Origin of the sequence: Streptomyces sp. NPDC059256, assembly GCF_042753785.1 — a bacterium.
GTDB lineage: Bacteria > Actinomycetota > Actinomycetes > Streptomycetales > Streptomycetaceae > Streptomyces.
Genome location: NZ_JBHYZO010000007.1, coordinates 280,519 through 296,705, shown reverse-complemented (window position 1 = coordinate 296,705; position 16,187 = coordinate 280,519). Strand labels below are relative to the sequence as shown.

Genomic DNA, 16,187 nt, shown 5'->3' with positions numbered 1-16,187 from the left:
TGGTCCTCACAGTGGCCCGTCCGTCGGCCTGGCATCCCGTAGCCGGTCCAGACGCCGAATGATCGGAGTGGCGCTGGCACCGTGCAGGAGGACGGACAGAGCGACGGTGACACCGGTGAGCGCCCAGAGCTGACTGGCCAGCCCGTTGAAACCGTTGTGACCCAGGGCGTACGCAAGGTAGAAGAGGGAACCGATCCCGCGCAGCCCGAATGCTGCGGTCACGATGCGTTCGCGGGGGCCGGTGACGAATCCCCACTGCGCGACCCAACCCAGGGCCGGGCGGACGAGGACGATGAGCAGAAGGGCGAGTAGGACCGCCTGCCAGGTCAGCTCCGCGAAGCCACTGGTCACGAGGTAGCCGCCGAGGAGGAAGAGGAGGGCGGCGGTCAACAGCCGTTCGATCTGATCGGTGAACTCATGGAGCACGCGGTGGTAGCCGTGGTCGCGTTCGGCAGCCCGGATGGCACACGCGGTGACGAAGACGGCGAGGAAACCATAGCCATGGGCGAGTTCGGCGATCCCGTAGGAGAGGAAGGTCGCGGCGAGGGCCACGAAACCCTCCATGTGGTCGGACAGCCGCAGCGCGGAGGCGCCGGCCCTGAAGAACATCCACCCCAGCAGGCGTCCGAGGACCAAGCCGACCGCGACACCGATGGCGACCTTCGCCACGACGTCCACGGCGAACCAGCGCCCCCAGTCGGCGTGACTCCACACGCCCTGGGCGGCGGCGAGCGTGGTGGCGGCGAGGACGAAGGGGAAGGCGAGGCCGTCGTTGAGCCCGGCCTCTGCGGTGAGTGTGAAGCGGACCTCGTCCTCATCGTCTTTGTCGGCGGTGGGCTCACCCACGCGCACTTCGGCTGCGAGCACCGGATCGGTCGGCGCGAGCAGTGCTCCCACCAGCAGTGCGGCGGCGATCGGCCAACCGAGGAGCGCCCAGGCGAGGGCGGCGGTCGCTGCGACGGTCAGAGGCAGTGTGATGCCGATGAGCCGCCACGGTCCGGCCCAGGCGCGCAGCCCGAAGGGACGGTTGAGCGCGAGCCCCGCGCCCATCAGCGAGACGATCACACAGACCTCGGCGATGTGTTCCACCCAGACCCGGTCCTGCACGGGGTCGACCTGCGGCAGGGGCAACGGCAGGAGCGCGACCACGGCACCGGCGGCCAGGAAGACCATGGGTGTCGACAGCGGGCGTCGTCGAACGAGACGCGGGACGACCGCTGCGGCGAGCGCCCCCAAGCCCAGGGCGGTGTACACGATGTCGGCAGGGGTCAACCTTCTGCGTCCTCTCGGCCGAGACGTACGGGCCCCAGAACCCGACTGCCCGTTCACAGACGGTTTATGGCCCGCAGCAGACGGCAGTCACGGCGGCGACGACCTCGGAGCGTGCCGGTATGACCGAGGGATAGCCCGGTCCGCTGAGCCCGAGCGCTCTTCCCGAGGTGCCCGGACCGGCCCCCGGGGTGGCCCGCAACCGGGGCTGGCCCCTTGCGTCCCGCGGTCCGTCCGGAGGCACGGAAGACAGACGGGGTAGGGGATCTCGCAATGGGCGCCTGGGGCGGCGCTGAGCGACGCCGTCCCGTACTGTTGAAGTACGGACTACATCGGTTCTCCGGTGGGAAAACCCCTCGTCGCGCGGCTGTTCCGTGCGAGGGGCTTCGCTCCGGTGCCACGACGCGCACATCGGAAAAGAGGGCGTGATGGTCGCCACCGACCAGGACGACAAGAGCGGCAAGGGCGAGTTCAAGCGGTCCGCCAGCCACTTCGCGGACCGGATCACCGCGGACGCCCGGGACGGCTGGCCCGTCGAAGCAGGGCGCTACCGGCTGGTGATCAACCGTGCCTGCCCCTGGGCCAACCGTGCCTTGATCTCCCGTCGACTCCTCGGTCTCGAAGACGCGATCTCGCTCGCCGTCACCGACCCGATCCAGGACGAGCGCAGTTGGCGGTTCACCCTGGACCCCGGTGGCGTGGATCCCGTGCTCGGCATCGCCTTCCTCAGTGAGGCATACGACGCCCGCGAGCGGAACTACCCCGGCGGGGTCAGCGTCCCGGCCATCGTCGATGTCTCCAGCGGCAAGCTGGTCACCAACGACTTCCAGCAGATCACCCTGGACTTCGCCACCGAGTGGACCGGTCTGCACCGCGACGGCGCCCCCGATCTCTATCCCGAGGCGCTTCGTGAGGAGATCGACGACGTCGCCGAATCGATCTACCGAGATGTCAACAACGGTGTGTACAAAGCCGGGTTCGCCACGCACCAGGAGACCTACGACACCACCGTGCGACAGCTCTTCGCCCGACTCGACCAGGTGTCGCAGCGGCTCGCCACCCGCCGCTATCTGGTCGGTGACACCATCACCGAGGCCGACATCCGGCTGTTCACCACCCTGGTGCGCTTCGACACCGTGTACCACGGTCACTTCAAGTGCAACCGCAACAAACTCAGCGAGGACGCGGTGTTGTGGGCCTATGCCCGCGACCTGTTCCAGACGCCGGGCTTCGGCGACACCATCGACTTCGACCACATCACCCGGCACTACCACCAGGTCCATACGAACATCAACCCCACCGCCATCGTGCCCATCGGCCCGGACCTCTCCTCCTGGCTGACACCGCACCACCGCGAGCAGTTGGGCGGCACCCCCTTCGGCGACGCCGAGGCCCCGGGGCCCGTACCCGCCGCCGAGGCAGTACCGCCCACCGGCCGGGCGGCCTGACGGACACAGGGGGCGGGTCCAGCGAGGAACCTGCCGCGTGGCCCGGCAGGGCACCGCCCCCTGGTGAGCGGCTCAGCGCCGTACGGATACGCGTCGCCGGAGTAGGTGTGGGTGTGTTCCCACCCCGGTCCTGGGTTGCTTGAGGCTGGAGGAACTGGCCCCGCACCGACAACTGGACGGAGGAGCCAGCGGCCGATGGACTCAGGGCAGATGATTCCGGACAGCCAGCCATTCCAGGGCCAGGTCGTGGAGCGGTCCAGGCGGCAGGTGGTGCTGGAGTCGCTCAAGTGGCGCGGTGACGTTCTTGATCCGGCGCAGGAGACCGATTTGCTCAACCGGTCGCTCATGCCACCTGACGCTCAGCTCATGGGCCTGTAGTGACGTCAGCGGTATGGCACTCACGATGTCCGAGGCGACGGCAGCAGGGTCCCAGTCGGGGTCATGGGGATCAGGTCCAAGCTCCTCGATGATCATCGTCCGCAGACCGCAGCTCTGCCGAGTCATGCGTGCCTGATCCCATGGGCCGTCGCCATGCATACGGGCGTTGACCTGGAGTGACAGTTTGGCCCACTGTTTCCGCAACTCGGCTGCGAGGCGACGGTTCTGGGCGCGAGACAGCGCCACCTCACGGATGTACTCCATCTCCTGTCCATCGGCACCCGCACGGTCGGCCCACTCCCGGACCTCCTCAAGGGAGCTCCGGCCACATCCACCGCTGTGCACACCGCTCTCCATGACACAAAGGATTACTCACGGCCGCGCTGCGGAAACCCCTGGCCCCAGTTGCTCGCCATTGTGTTGTGCCCGAGCCGAACCACCGCGGCCAAGCTTCACCACACTCACCCATCGATACGGGTGCCGGTGACCCTCAGGCTCCGGCACCAGCCCGACAGCCGCGGGGACACTCGGAGGCCGGGGGAGTCTGCCCGCACGCGCCGCAGCTGGGGCAGACAGCCTGCTCCGTATGGAGCACGGACCAGCAGGGGACCGCCAACAGTGCCCCTCCCAGGCGGCGATCGAGTTCGGATTCAAGGGTGCCGGAGGCGGCATGTCCATGGGGATGCAGCAAGGGGAAGGTGTCGTCGCAGGAGGTACAGCGACGCAGTTCCCATCGCGTCTGGCAGGAGGAGCAGACGGCGGCGAACAGACCCCCCGTGCGCGGCTTGAAGGAAGTCGGCCGGTGCGGATCGGTCTTGGCACACACCGGACACACCGCGAGCAACGCCGTGGCCCGACCCGCGTCCCCAAGCGCCGTACACAGGGCATGGATCCGCCGCTTCTCGCTCTCGGCGGCTCGGCGTCCGCCCTGAAGAGGATGGGACGGGGTGAGCAAAACGGGCAGCCGGTCCAATTCCTGCGGCAGGGGAGGCCGTACGACCGCGAGGCCATGGGCACGGGGCTCGACCCAGTCGCACTCCGCCAACGCTGATCGCTCACCCGCGGACATGGGCACCAGATGCGGATAGCCCCTCGCATCAGCACCCAGCGTGGCCCAGTGCATCGCCCGCACCAGACGGCTCACGCTGAAGATCTCCAGTGGTGACAGCGGCGCGACGTCCACCGCCCCCGCACCTCCCGGACCGCCCACCGTGCCGTTTCCAACGGCATACGCGGCGGCGGCCACCTCGGGGGCGGCCTTCTGGCGCGAAGGCAGCGAGCCGGGATAGACGACCAGGTCCCGTACCTCGTTTGCGTACGGTCTGGCCTCCCGGACCGCACTGATCGCAGCGGTGACGGAGGCGATGTCCGGCGCGGTGCACAGATCGGTCATGACGGGTAGGACCCGCAGGACTGGACTGCCCCTCCAACGGAGGACGAAGTCGCCCATCGGAGTCCACTCGACCGCCAACTCGGCGCCGCGCAGACGAAACCGTGACGTCGTGCCCGGAGCGGGAGCAGGCTGGTCGGCGACCGGTGTCGCCCCCAGGAGTCGGCAGGCCAGGAGCAGAAGGAGGGCGGTGAAGCGCCGAAAGGCGAGGTCCGTTTCCTGACGGCGCTCGGTCCCCGGTTCCGCGGGCGGCCCCACGTTCGCCGTACACGCCTCCCACAGCCTGGCGACCCGGCGATATCCGGGATCGGCGGTGAGCAGATTCGTGGCGTGCAGATCCCCGGGGGGCGGACCGCGGTGGCCGATCGCCCGGGCCAGTGGCGAGCCGAGCATGGTCTCCACATCGACGAGAGCGGATTCCAGTTCGTCCAGACGGGCTTCGGCCGCGGCCCGGTGCCGATCCGAATCGTCGATGTTCCGCAGCAGTCCTGCGAGGTCGCGACGGGCCCTCCAGGCGCTCTTCTCCGAGGGCATCCGCAGTTGTTGCACATCACTGACCATCTGATTCAGCGCGCTCACCTTGGCGATGCGCTGTTGGAGGTGCGATCGCATCAGATGCAGGACCCCGACGGCGATCCGGTTCTCGTAGATGTCCGGATCCTCCTCGCTGCGCCGGGCCAGCAGCCGGTGCGGCCGGACCCCGGCCAGGGTGTGCGAGGCCCAGTCCTCCGGGTGCGCCGCCAGCCGTGTCGCCGCTCCGGGCGCGATCGAACGCACCCGCGACGCGGGCATGGGTTCCTCGATCGTCCGCAGACGTGTGTAGGGACGGTTGCACACGGCCCTCAGTGCGCCCGACTCCCGCCCGAAGACCTCCTCCAGTGGAAGGGCGACGGTCTCCTCACCGGTGTCGAGGGTGATCGGTGGCATGGCGAGCCAGTCGTCCAGATCGGTGGTCAGCCCGGCGAGCCGCGCCGACAGGGTCATCAGATGACGAACCTGCGGAGAGTCGGCTTCGGGTTCGCTCGCCTCCCTGCCGCTCATCGGCGGCCACGCGATCGGATCGCGCTGCTCAGCAGTCGGTCGGTCGCCACGGGGTCATGGGCTCCGTCGAACTCCCGCAGGCCCTCCACGAGGTCGGCGCGCAGGCCGTCCAACGTGTCCGCGTGGATGTCGTACCGGCCACCGACAGAGCGTAGGACGCGAGTGGCCAGCACATGGTCGACCGCTTCTCCCAGGCTGCCACCGGCGGCGATCACGACTGGGGCGAAATCCTTGATCTGTTGTTCGAGCCTATTGCCCCAACCGATGCCGAGGTCCTCGGCGAACCGGCCGCGCCATCCGATGTCCAGGAAGTCGATGACGGCCGTGGCCTGCTGCGCGTACCGGCTGCGGGCTTCGTCGAACGCCCCGATGAGGGCTCGGTGGCCCAGGGGATCAGGCAGTCCGGTCGTGTCATCGGACAGTTCGGGGTGCTGCCAGGGAAGCTCCAGGACGAAGGCCCGGTCGTAGGTCTTGTCGGCGAAGCCGACGGTCGTCTCGTCATGATTGGCCGTGCCGATGAACCACACATTGTCCGGTACGGAGATGTGGGTGCCGTCGATGAGCAGTTGCGGAGGGTTGCGCACCGGTGCCGTGGTCAATGCCAGCCGCGGGCCTTCCTTGATCGCGAGGGCGGAGAGAACACCGCTGAAGTACTGCTCGGGATGGGAGAGGTTCATTTCGTCGAGCACGATGAAGAAGGGACGGTCCCTGAACTGTGGGCACTGGGCCCGGTACAGGGCCTTGGTGAACTCGGACTCGTAGAACATCCGATCGAAGCTGTTGTAGTACCCCATGAGGTCCTGCGGATCGCGCCAACCCGCTTGTACGGGAACGACAGCGACACTGCCGGCGCTACCGAAAGCCGTGGCCAGAGCCCGGCCGAGTCCTGTCTTGCCGATGCCGCTGATGCCCTGGAAGAGGTGCAGCCGGCTCATGGCCATACCTGCCAGCACCAGACGCAGATCGGAGCGGCGGTAGGCGAGCCGACTGTGCTGAAGGATCACCGCCTGCATCTGGTCGACGAGGTCACCCAGGTGCGGCGGGTGGGTGACGGACGGTTGCGGAGCGCCGAAGTCCAGGTCCATCCGCGAGCAGGCGGGGAAGGCGAGTCCCTTCTTTCCGGCCTCGGCGGTGGCGTTGAGCTTCGCGGCCTCCTCGTTGAGTGTCTGCCGGACCTGGTTGTTGGCGGCTTCGAGGTAGTTGTTCAGGTCCAGGTAGTTCTGCCGCTCGTTGACGGCGATGCGATCGCGCTGGAGTGCGGAGTCCAGCTCCCCCCGCTCCCTGACCAACTCCTCGTTGTCGACCGACAACTGTCGGACCTGCTCCTGGAGCCGGACGAGCATCTGGGCATCGACCCGCGGCGAAGTCGCCATCTCCTCGGTCAGCCGCGCGTTCTCGGCCTGGAGCCGGGCGATGCGCTCGGCGATGCGGTCCGGGGTCTGACCACCGAGCACGGCCAACGAGCCCTCCTGCTCGGACAGCCGGGCGTTCAGCCGCTCATTGGCCTCGGTGAGGACCTGCACACGACGCCTGTCCTCTTCCGCCGACTGGACCAGTTGGGTCGTTCTGGCGTCGAGTTGACGCTCGAACCGCTCCTCACGGGAGGTCTGCTGCTCTTTGAGGACCTTGCGCAGATGGGCCATGTCCTCCTCGTCCATCTTCAGGCGCGACTGCTGCGACCGCAGATCCCTCTCGCGCTGGGCGAAGTCGCTCTCGCGCTGGTCCATCGCCCCCTGGGCCTCGGACAGCCGCTGTTGGGTCTCGGCCCAGCGGGTGCGCCAGGCGTCGTGCTCAGCCTCCAGGGCCTCGACCGCCTTGCGGCGGTGGTCGGCCACCCACACCTCCAGCTCCCTGGCCGCTTCCAGTCGACGTTCGGTGAAGCGCAGCTCGGCCTTCTGCTGCCGGGCCTCCAACTCGGCCTCCCTACGGTCCAGCAGGGTGGCGCGCGCATCGAGGAGATCGTGTTCCTCCCGAAGGGCAGCCGCTTCATTCGCCCGCTCGGTCGCGTCCGCCCGCAACGCAGACCGTTCGGCGCGTATCCGTTCCTCGTGCGCGGTCAGGGCGTCCCCCGCTTCGGTCTGGCGCCGGGCCAGTCCCCGGAAGACGGCCCAGACGCGCTCCAACTCGGTTGTGTCGCCGTTCGCCTCGTCCTCCGTGGTCAGGAGCGGTTCCGCAGCACCCGCCAACTGCCGGATCTCGTCGAACAACGCCTGCGCGGCGTCGTCCTCGTGCAGACGCAGCGCCGCGTTGGTCGGAGTAGGAGTAGGAGCAGGAGCAGGAGCAGGAGCAGGAGCAGGAGCAGGAGCCGGTGTAGGTGCAGGAGCCGGTGCACTGGGCGCGGTCGGACCGGACGCGGGCGGTGTGGCCTGACCTTGCCCCACCGGCCCTTTCGACCTGGCGCGATGGGTCCGTCGGCCGCGGCCGGTGTTCTTTCCCATGGTTCAATTCGCTTTCTCGTGGCCGGTCAGACGGCACTCGATCCCGAGCAGGTGGGCGGCTGCCTCATAGGCGAGCGTCCGGATGTTCTCCAACTCGTCGGACGCAGGCGGTCCGACGGACGCATGGGTCGCGTTGTTGCGCAGAATGCGCGAGCGTTCCAGATCTTCGAGCAGTGTGGGGCGATGCCTGATGAACAGCGCGAACGGGTGGTCGGGGTTGCCTCGGGCCGCCCAGACGGCCTTGATGACGTCCCCGGCCAAGCCGCCGCGCGGCCCGCTCCCCGAGTGGTGCCGCATCTTGGGCGGCACCGAGAGGGCACCGAGCCGTTGGGCCGTGAGGACGAACTCCCGTTGCCGCACCTCTGAAACGTTCGACGGCGGCAGCGAAACCGGGTAGTTCTCGTTGAGCCCGGGGAGAATGCACTCGAAGACGCGGATGGCGTTGCGGACGAGGTTCTCGCGCTCCCGCGGGGTGTCCTTGACCCGGGCCAACTCGATGTCGGCCAGGTGCGCCAGAACCTCCGGGTGCTCCCGGACCTGTTCGCCGAGCGTCGCCACCACGTCGGCCCGGGCGTCCTGCGCCAGCTCGCGATCGGCTCGGCGGGCGGCCAGGACGCGGTCCCGACGGTCGGGGCCGGCGAGGGTCTCGATCAGCCGGGCAAGATCGGGCTCCCGTTCGACCCGGGCGGCGAGAACGTCGGCGAAGACCCGTCCGTCACCTACGGCGAACGGGTCGAGCACGGTCCACATCCGTCCCGAGCCGTCGTCGTCCGCGATGAGGTAGCACACGAGGTAGGCCGGGGTGCGGGAGCCGTGGAACCTGATCCGCTGGGAGGCCCCGGCCGTCGGGCGGGTGTTGCGGGCGCTGCCACGGATGCCGCGTGCGGCCATGTCGTGCCCCCGGCACGCCTCCAGTACATCCCGTTCGGAGGGGCGCATCGGATCCGCGTCGCCGTCGAGCGCCAGCGTGTTGAGTTCCCTTGAGGCTCCGGCGGTACCGAACTGGATGATCACCTGGCGACCGCGGTAACCGCGTACATCGGCACGTACGGGATCGGCCATCAACATGCGCGGTAGCAGGGCCCCGGTGCCCGGGTCCTGGAAGACACGGATCAGCCGTGGCTCGGTCTCCGCGACCTCACCGAGCCTGACCGTGTCCCGCCCCGCCTCGGTGAGCTTCAGCCCCGATCCCATCAGTCCGCGTTCCATGAGCCGGGCGATGACCGTGCGGCACAGTGAGCTGTCGAGGCCGATCAGCCCGGAGAGCTCCCCGATGTCACGCACCCCGGCGGCGCACAGCCGGAGCACCACCATCTGGAACGTGTCCAAGGTCCGGGAGAAGCCCGTGGGAGCCATCGCCTGGTAGACCCAGACGGGCAGCAGCACCGGCCGGTAGTGTCCCTGCGGTGGGGCGCTGAGCTGGAACACCGACGCTCTACGGTCGAAGGACACGGCCGTCCCGTTCCCTTCTGCACAGCGCCAGGAACTCCGTCAACGGTTCGACCGCCTTCGGAGCTCCCGGCCCGAACATGGCATCGTCGCCGACCACGACCAGCAGCCGTTGTTGACGACTCATCGCCACGCAGAGCCGGTTCTTCACGGTCAGGTGCCCGTAGTCCCTTCTGGCGTCCGTACGGGCCTCCGGCGCGCAGCTGCGTACGGTCGAGAGGTAGGTGACGGAGAACTCCATTCCCTGGAAGGCGTCCACGGTGCCCACCCGTAGTCGGTCCAGCGGGGTGCCGTTCTCGTCCCGGCAGAGCCTGGGGATCGGCCGCCACCCCTCGGCTTCGGTGAACTCCGCGATACCGGCCCTCTTGAGTTCGGTCCAGACCTCCGTGACCTGTGCGGCGTAGAAGGCGATGACCCCGAAGGTCAGCCCCGGGTACCGGTCGATCAACCGGACGATCTCGGTGGCGATGGCCGTGGCCTCGGCGCGCCGGGCGCGGCTGGTGCCCCGTTTCGTCTCGCCACCCGAGGACAGCGGGACCCGGAGCCACACCGCGGGCACCTCTCCGTACCGATCGATGCCGTGTTCGAACTCGGACGCCTCGCGACCGTTGTGCAGGGTTCCTTCGTAGAAGTTGTCGCTGACGAAGGTGCCCAGCACCGGATGCATCCGAAACTGTGTGTCGAGACGGGCGAACCGGGGATGGGAGTCGGACGAACCGTGCTTCCACTGCCGCGCCAGCCGCTGGAACAGACTCTCCTGAAGCCGGTCGCGCATCTGATCGCCCAGGGAGCCCAGTTCGCGCTCCACATCGGGCTCCAGCATGTGCGGAAGCTGCATATGGTCACCCACCAGCACGATGCGGCGACGCGCCTGGGCCAGCGGGATGAGGAGATCGAGCGGGTTGGCCCGTGCCGCCTCGTCCACGATGACCGATTCGAAGACCCCGTCCGGCCGTCCGACATCGGCCATCGCCTTGGACACGGCCTGCTGACAGGTGGAGGCCAACGAGACGGTGTACGCGCGCAGGGTCGCGTCGACTCCCTCCGGATCGTTGCGCAGATCGTCCCGGTAGTCGAGCAGTGCCGCGGCCACGGCGTCAGGCGACCGCGTGACGGCCTCGGAGAGTTGAGCGGCGACCCGGTCGAGGAGGTCCACCAGCAAGGGATCTGCGACGGTGACCTCGGGCAGCCGTATCCGTGCGGTGAAGCGGTCGAGCAACGCGTCGCGCAACTCGGCGAGAGAGTCCAGGAGGTCCGGGGTCGGAACCGCTTCACGACAGGCGGCCAGCAGCGGCTCCCGAAAGGCGACGCCCTCCAGCAGCGGGCTGTCCGCCAGTTCCAGCCGGGTCAGCAGCGCACGCGCACACGAAGGCCCGTCGTCCAGGAACCCCGTTTCGGTACAGCGCAACGACCGTACGTAGGGCAGGAGTTCCGCGCTCACCTCGGAGTCGGCGACCGCGACGGCACGATGCCGCTGCTCCCGCGCCGCCTCGCGCCGGGCGCGCAGCTCCTGGACCAGTGAGGGGTCCGCGATGTCGGCGAGTTCCGACAGGACCTGGTCCAGGAACTGCGTCAGATACTCGGGAGGGACGGGGGCGGCGCGATAGGCGGCGGCCAGGTCCGCGGCTGCACGCCGGGCCGCCAGGTGCCGACCCGAAGGGCGTTCGCGCAACCGCAGGTCGACCGAGCGGGCCGCCTCGATCCGCCAGGTGTCCAGGGCGACGCTGCTGCCCCGGCCACGCGAGTCCACCTTCAGCGGCGGCAGCCCGAAGACCCAGCCCCGGGTCACCAGATGGTCCACCGCCGCGTGCTGGAAGCTGGTGAGCAGGGTGCTGCCCGAGACATCGCCCCCCTGTGCGAGGTCGCCCAACTGATTCACCAGCGCGGCGATCACCTGGGTCTTGCCGGTGCCCGGAGGGCCTTGGATGACGGCCAGATCGGGTGTGTTGAGCGCGGTCAGTACGGCGTTGAGCTGGGCAGGTGTCGGTCCGTGCGGCAAGAAGCAGTCGAGCGCGGCACGCGAGAGCCGGGTGATCCGCCGCTGGGCGGGCTGCGGCCAGGCGCCGCCCTCCAGCAGGGTCGGCAGCGCGGGGATGTGCGTCCCGTCGGTGCGCAGCTTCTGCATCGCCTTCTCGCGCCGGTCGAGTCGGCGCTGGTCGCCGCGGTGCGCCAGATAGAGCCATCCCTTGGGAGCAGGGTCTCGTTGGTCGTGCAGGGTCCCGGCGAGCCGCAGGGTCTCGGTCACATCGTCGTAGCCGAGTGGTTCCCCGACCCAGGCATCGCTGCGCTGGGCGCGCGAGGCCACCAGCCATTCGCGGTCGGTCACGGCGGTGTTGGTCACCGAGTCAGGGATGTCCGCCGCGGCCTCGATCTCCATCCGTTCGACCGTCGTCGCGTTCTCCAACACGGCACGGGTGCGCGGCAGCGCGCCGCCCAGATGGACGGTGAAGGCGCAGCGACCGTCTGGCTCGACCCGGACGCGGCTGTAGCGAATCGCTCCGAAGTCGGTGATCCGCCGACGGATGTGGTGGGCTTCCAGCTCCTGGTACCTGTCCCACATGGCCAGATAGCTGTCCTGGCCCGCCACCAGGTCGAGTCCGCGCTGGATCAGCACCCGGTCGCGCTGCCGCGCCGTCATGTCGCGCAGCTCGATGGCCCCGACCGCCAGCGCCTTGGGCGACGAGTCTCCTGACCTGTCGTGGACGGCGCTGATCAGACGCGTGAGCCGGTAGCCGTCGCCGTGCTTCTCGACGTCGGCCATCAACTGGGGTCCGTGCAGTCGGAATCCTGCCGCGAGGTTGCCCGCAGGACCCGCGGACACCACCATGCGTCGGGCCTCGGCCGGTGCCCCGTGGCGCGGGGCCAGGAGCAGTTCGCGGCCGAGGAACGCGATGGCCGATGCGGCGTCGGCGGTGTCGGCCCGTTCGGTGTACTTGCGGGCGTCCTCGACCACGGCGTCGGTGACATCGAGATGGAGGCCCGTGGTGAGCGGTAGGGCGAGTCCTGTGGCGGGTGCGTAGACATGGGCCCGGACGGTGAACGGCTCATCGGCCTCCGGGGCTCTTCCCGGCCGGGACTGTCGTGGCACGCGTGCCACCGGTGGGCGCGGTGTGACCCGGTGCGCGGTCACCACGACGGAGCTGGAGCCTGCCGCGCGCAGTTCCTCCAGCTTTCGTCCGTCTTCGGGCCCGGCCGGTCGGACGCCGTAGGTGGCGTCCTCGGTGGTCAGGTCGAGTTGGCCAGTGGGACGGTGGTGGAAGCGGACCTCGGTGCCGTCGGCGAGGGGCGTTCCGATGAACCCGGTGGGTACTCGCTGCCACATCAGTGACAGCAGGATGGAAGCGCCGGGCATGCGTTCCGGCATTGCGGGTGTCTTCTGTCGTGGAGTCAACGGGGCACCGCCAGCCGCATCAGCCGGACCCAACGGTGGATGGAATCGCGCGCTCCGAAGTGCAGGGTCCAGGTCCGGCCGAGATCGCCCACCGGGACGACGGCCTGGCCGCCCTGTCTGATCTCCCGCCAGGGACGGCCGTCGTCGTGATCGAGCCAGAGGCTCTCGCGGGCGAGGCTCAGCACGGTCGCGTCCCTTCCGTCGAACCGCAACCGTGCGACGGGGACGTCGGGCCGGTCAGGCGCCGGGGCGGCGTGGCGGGCGGTCAGTGTGGTGTCGGCGGCGGGCTGGAGGACGGTGAAGTCGGGCAACGGCACCTCGGCCGACCTGGTGCCGGGCATACCGCCAACGTTGCCGGGCTCCGGTTCCACGCCCACCGGACAGGTGATGCCATGGCGCAGTACCCAGGAGGGATCGGTCGGCCGCTCGCAGAGGAGACAGGAGGGTGCGATCGCCCGGTACACCCAGTCGCACTCCGGGCAGGTCACGGTCTGACCCGCCGCGGAGTGCAGTGCCGCCGCCCACAGGGCAGCGGACGGGCGGACCCTCGGATCCTCCACTGCGTCAGCGAAGCACCGGCCGGCCAGGTCCCACAGCTTGGCGGACATCAACTCCTCGCGCGGTGTGATGCCGTTGGTGCACTCGTTGGAGCGGTCGGTGGGGTGGTCGATCCAGGGAAGCCGGAAGCGATCGGCGTACTCCTGCTGGTAGTCGGGGTCGGCGTCCAGGACCGCATCGCCCCGGAACGGATGACTGCCGGTCAGGGTCTCGAAGACCAGCACGCCGAGCGCGTGGGCATCCGTGAGGGTGGTGGGACCGCTGCGGCCCTGGACGATCTCCGGGGCGCCGTAGCCGGGTGTGTAGACGGCCCCGGACCCGATCGCCGAGACGAGCCCGAGGTTGTCCACGTCGATCAGTCGGATCTCCTCCTGCTCGCGGGAGGCCGAAACGAGTACGTTCGACGGCGACAGGTCCTGATAGACGATGGCCCGCGCGTGCAACCTGGCGATGGCGTCCGCGAGCTTCGCCAGCACCCGCAGCCGGCGGTCGAGGCCCCCGGTGCGCAGGTACCAGGCCGCCAGATCGTCCTCATCGGGAAAGCACAGCGCGTCCAGCGGGACCATCTCATCGATGAGTTCCATGACGTAGCCGAGCTTCGGCGGTGCGAGGAGCGCCTGCACGGTTGCCAGGGGCAGTCCGTCGAGGGGGAGTCGCTGGATGCGCCGCAGCCGTGCGTGAACCGCTTCCGCCGCCTCTTCGGTCGGGGCGCTAATGATCTTGATGGCCGTGCGTCCGCCCCTGGCCAGCCACACTTCGCCCTGGCCGCCGACTCCGATGGAGTGCGACAACGGCCATAACTGATGGTATTCGTCCTCCACGGGCCGCAGCAGACCGCCGAGGTCCCACCGTGATGCCACCGATCGGTTCCCTTCCAGAGTGGGATCAGTCGGCTCAGGCGCCGAAGCCCGACAGGTCCTCGGGGCTGAGCACCGGTGACACGCCCGGGCGGGTGCTCCTGGCCTGCTGGGTGACGGTGACGGTGACCCAGCGGAAGTACTGCTGGATCCGCCCGACCTCCTGTGCCTCGAACACACCGGTGGACTCGTCGCTCACGAACCTGCGCAACACCGCCTTCGCCGGCTCGGTCATGTCGGAGCCTCCGATGGCGACCGCGAGCCGATTGGCCTTGGCCCCTCGGGGCGAGGCGAGCAGCAGGTCCAACCCCTCCTCCCAGTCGTCGTTGGGCATCCCGTCGGAGACCAGTACGACGGTGGGGGAGAACGCGCGGGCGGGGATCACTGCCTCGTCGGCGAGGACGTCCCGGGTAAGGCGGAGCGCGGCGCCGAGCGGGGTGCCTCCGAAGGCTTCCATGTCGGTCCAGGCCGCCTCGACGGCGGGTACCAGCCGCTGGTGTTCCGTTGCGCCCGCTCCGCCGAAGGCGATCACGCCGACATGGATCGCACCCCGCCCGACATCGGCGGATGCGAAGTCATCGAGCATGCGGCGGATGCACTCGTTGAGCACATCGATCTTCTCTTTGGGTTCCTTCATGCTCCCGCTGATGTCCGCCAGCACGAGAACCGGTAACGGACGTGCCTTCGCGGCCATGAAGCGCGGCGCGACGCTCACGATTTCCCTCCCACGCCCGGGGCGACCGGTGCGCCGCCCTCCGAGCCGTCAAGTACCCTCGATTTAAGGCTTGTTTAAGCCTGGACCAGGTAACGCACGCTACTACGAATCCCCCCGATCCGTGGCGCTTCGCCGTCGATCTCCGGCTGGATCGAGCGTTGTGGTACCCGGTGGGACAGCGACGGCGTTGCGACGCTGCTGGGCCGTCAGCGGACCTCGTCTGTGAGCAGCAGGCGCAGCCGGCGAGTTGGACCGTCCAACGGACTCGAAATGTCGTGAAGCCGGGCAGATGGAGTAGACGGGAATCGATTTTGCAGGTGGTTCTCGGTGCTGCGTCGAACGGACGGACCACACCGCCGCAGGCGTGCGTTAGACATCGGGCATGGATGACCCTTTTGCGTTCAGTCCTCTGGGAGCGTCGGGAGAGCCCATCAGGGTCATTCCCGAGCCCAGGAGCTTGGCAGGACGTCTGAATGTGCCCTGCACCTGGCTCATCAACTGTCGGGTGCCCGCCCGTTCCCATGAGTGTTGTGACGTCGACGTCTCCGGGGGATTCGTCAACCAGCAGTCCCCGTTTGGTGGTCGGTTCAGCGCTCTGGACTGCTTCAGGTGACCGCCCGAGCCCGGTGGGGAACGGTGGCCGCCTGGGACTGACGGCGAAAAGGGACTCTCGTAGATGCCTGAGGGCCTGTTTCGCGGGCGCCCACCCCGGATTCGGGGGAGTGGTCGGGGAAGACATGCCAGTGCGGGCAGGACTCGTGGTGGGCCTCCGCAGCCGCGAGGTCATCGACGGCCTTGCGGCGCTGCTGGGCGTAGGACGCGAAGATCTTTGGATTCCTCTTGCGTCGACCGACTCACCTACGAAGCACATGACATCGAAGTTCCGCCGACCCTACGTGTCGGCATGGGGCTGTTCACACTGCATCCCCTGCCTGACGTACACGGCGTCTCACTGCGTGGCCAGGGCACGCCCGGGCAGTGGCGCAACCTTCGGGTGCCCGAGCGGGTCTGACCCCTTCGGTAGGGCCGGACGGGATGCGCGAAGGGCGATCGCTCGCGCGCTCGACACAGCCCGATCAGCGGCCCACCGATCGGCTCGATCGAGTCCGGGCAGGTTCCGTCGGTCCGAGCAGTGCCCAAACGGCATGCGCTGTGCGCCCGGTGCATCGACACCGGGGGCACGCCCGCCTTCCCCCGCGGTAACCAGTCACCGGGTAACGGACGCCGCCCGCACGGCTCTCCCTGCCATAGCG

General features: G+C 68.9%; 9 protein-coding genes. 1 reads left to right on the top strand and 8 read right to left on the bottom strand.

Going from position 1 to position 16,187, the window contains the following annotated elements; translation table 11 throughout:
* Window positions 1-6: 6 nt before the first annotated feature.
* A complete protein-coding gene (locus tag ACFXJL_RS18820; protein WP_384693766.1) occupies window positions 7-1,272 on the bottom strand; it encodes a cation:proton antiporter in 1,266 nt (421 codons plus the stop codon).
* A gap of 425 nt (window positions 1,273-1,697) precedes the next feature.
* Between ACFXJL_RS18820 and ACFXJL_RS18815 the strand changes: the two genes are divergently transcribed.
* Entirely contained in the window at window positions 1,698-2,717 is a 1,020-nt protein-coding gene (locus ACFXJL_RS18815) for a glutathione S-transferase family protein (RefSeq protein WP_384693763.1), read from the top strand.
* Window positions 2,718-2,918: 201 nt separating this feature from the next.
* On the opposite strand, the gene ACFXJL_RS18810 is transcribed toward ACFXJL_RS18815, so the two are convergent.
* The 7 genes from ACFXJL_RS18810 to ACFXJL_RS18780 form a co-directional block, all read right to left on the bottom strand.
* A complete protein-coding gene (locus ACFXJL_RS18810; RefSeq protein WP_384693761.1) occupies window positions 2,919-3,452 on the bottom strand; it encodes a hypothetical protein in 534 nt (177 codons plus the stop codon).
* Between the two features lie 133 nt (window positions 3,453-3,585).
* Window positions 3,586-5,526, bottom strand: a complete 1,941-nt coding sequence (locus tag ACFXJL_RS18805; protein ID WP_384693758.1) for a DUF2357 domain-containing protein — start codon at window positions 5,524-5,526, stop codon at window positions 3,586-3,588.
* Window positions 5,523-7,964, bottom strand: a complete 2,442-nt coding sequence (locus ACFXJL_RS18800) for a hypothetical protein (RefSeq protein ID WP_384693755.1) — start codon at window positions 7,962-7,964, stop codon at window positions 5,523-5,525. Before ACFXJL_RS18800 ends, ACFXJL_RS18805 begins: the two co-directional genes overlap by 4 nt.
* Window positions 7,965-7,967: 3 nt before the next feature.
* Window positions 7,968-9,416 carry a hypothetical protein gene (locus tag ACFXJL_RS18795; RefSeq protein WP_384693752.1) on the bottom strand — a complete coding sequence of 483 codons (1,449 nt, stop codon included), beginning with the start codon at window positions 9,414-9,416 and terminating at the stop codon, window positions 7,968-7,970.
* A complete protein-coding gene (locus ACFXJL_RS18790) occupies window positions 9,400-12,765 on the bottom strand; it encodes a DEAD/DEAH box helicase (protein ID WP_384693750.1) in 3,366 nt (1,121 codons plus the stop codon). The genes ACFXJL_RS18795 and ACFXJL_RS18790 overlap by 17 nt, the downstream gene beginning before the upstream one ends.
* A 35-nt stretch (window positions 12,766-12,800) precedes the next feature.
* On the bottom strand, window positions 12,801-14,222 hold the full coding sequence (locus ACFXJL_RS18785; RefSeq protein WP_384693747.1) for a protein kinase: 1,422 nt from the start codon (window positions 14,220-14,222) through the stop codon (window positions 12,801-12,803).
* A 34-nt stretch (window positions 14,223-14,256) separates the two neighbouring features.
* Window positions 14,257-14,913: a VWA domain-containing protein gene (locus ACFXJL_RS18780; protein WP_384693960.1), complete on the bottom strand. Its 657-nt coding sequence runs from the start codon at window positions 14,911-14,913 to the stop codon at window positions 14,257-14,259.
* Between the last annotated feature and the right edge of the window lie 1,274 nt (window positions 14,914-16,187).

Bases quoted from the DNA above. Each gene is read 5' to 3' on its own strand.
- ACFXJL_RS18815 (WP_384693763.1), top strand. From the start codon at position 1,698: ATGGTCGCCACCGACCAGGACGACAAGAGCGGCAAGGGCGAGTTCAAG.
- ACFXJL_RS18810 (WP_384693761.1), bottom strand. From the start codon at position 3,452: ATGGAGAGCGGTGTGCACAGCGGTGGATGTGGCCGGAGCTCCCTTGAG.
- ACFXJL_RS18805 (WP_384693758.1), bottom strand. From the start codon at position 5,526: ATGAGCGGCAGGGAGGCGAGCGAACCCGAAGCCGACTCTCCGCAGGTT.
- ACFXJL_RS18800 (WP_384693755.1), bottom strand. From the start codon at position 7,964: ATGGGAAAGAACACCGGCCGCGGCCGACGGACCCATCGCGCCAGGTCG.
- ACFXJL_RS18790 (WP_384693750.1), bottom strand. From the start codon at position 12,765: ATGCCCGGCGCTTCCATCCTGCTGTCACTGATGTGGCAGCGAGTACCC.
- ACFXJL_RS18780 (WP_384693960.1), bottom strand. From the start codon at position 14,913: ATGGCCGCGAAGGCACGTCCGTTACCGGTTCTCGTGCTGGCGGACATC.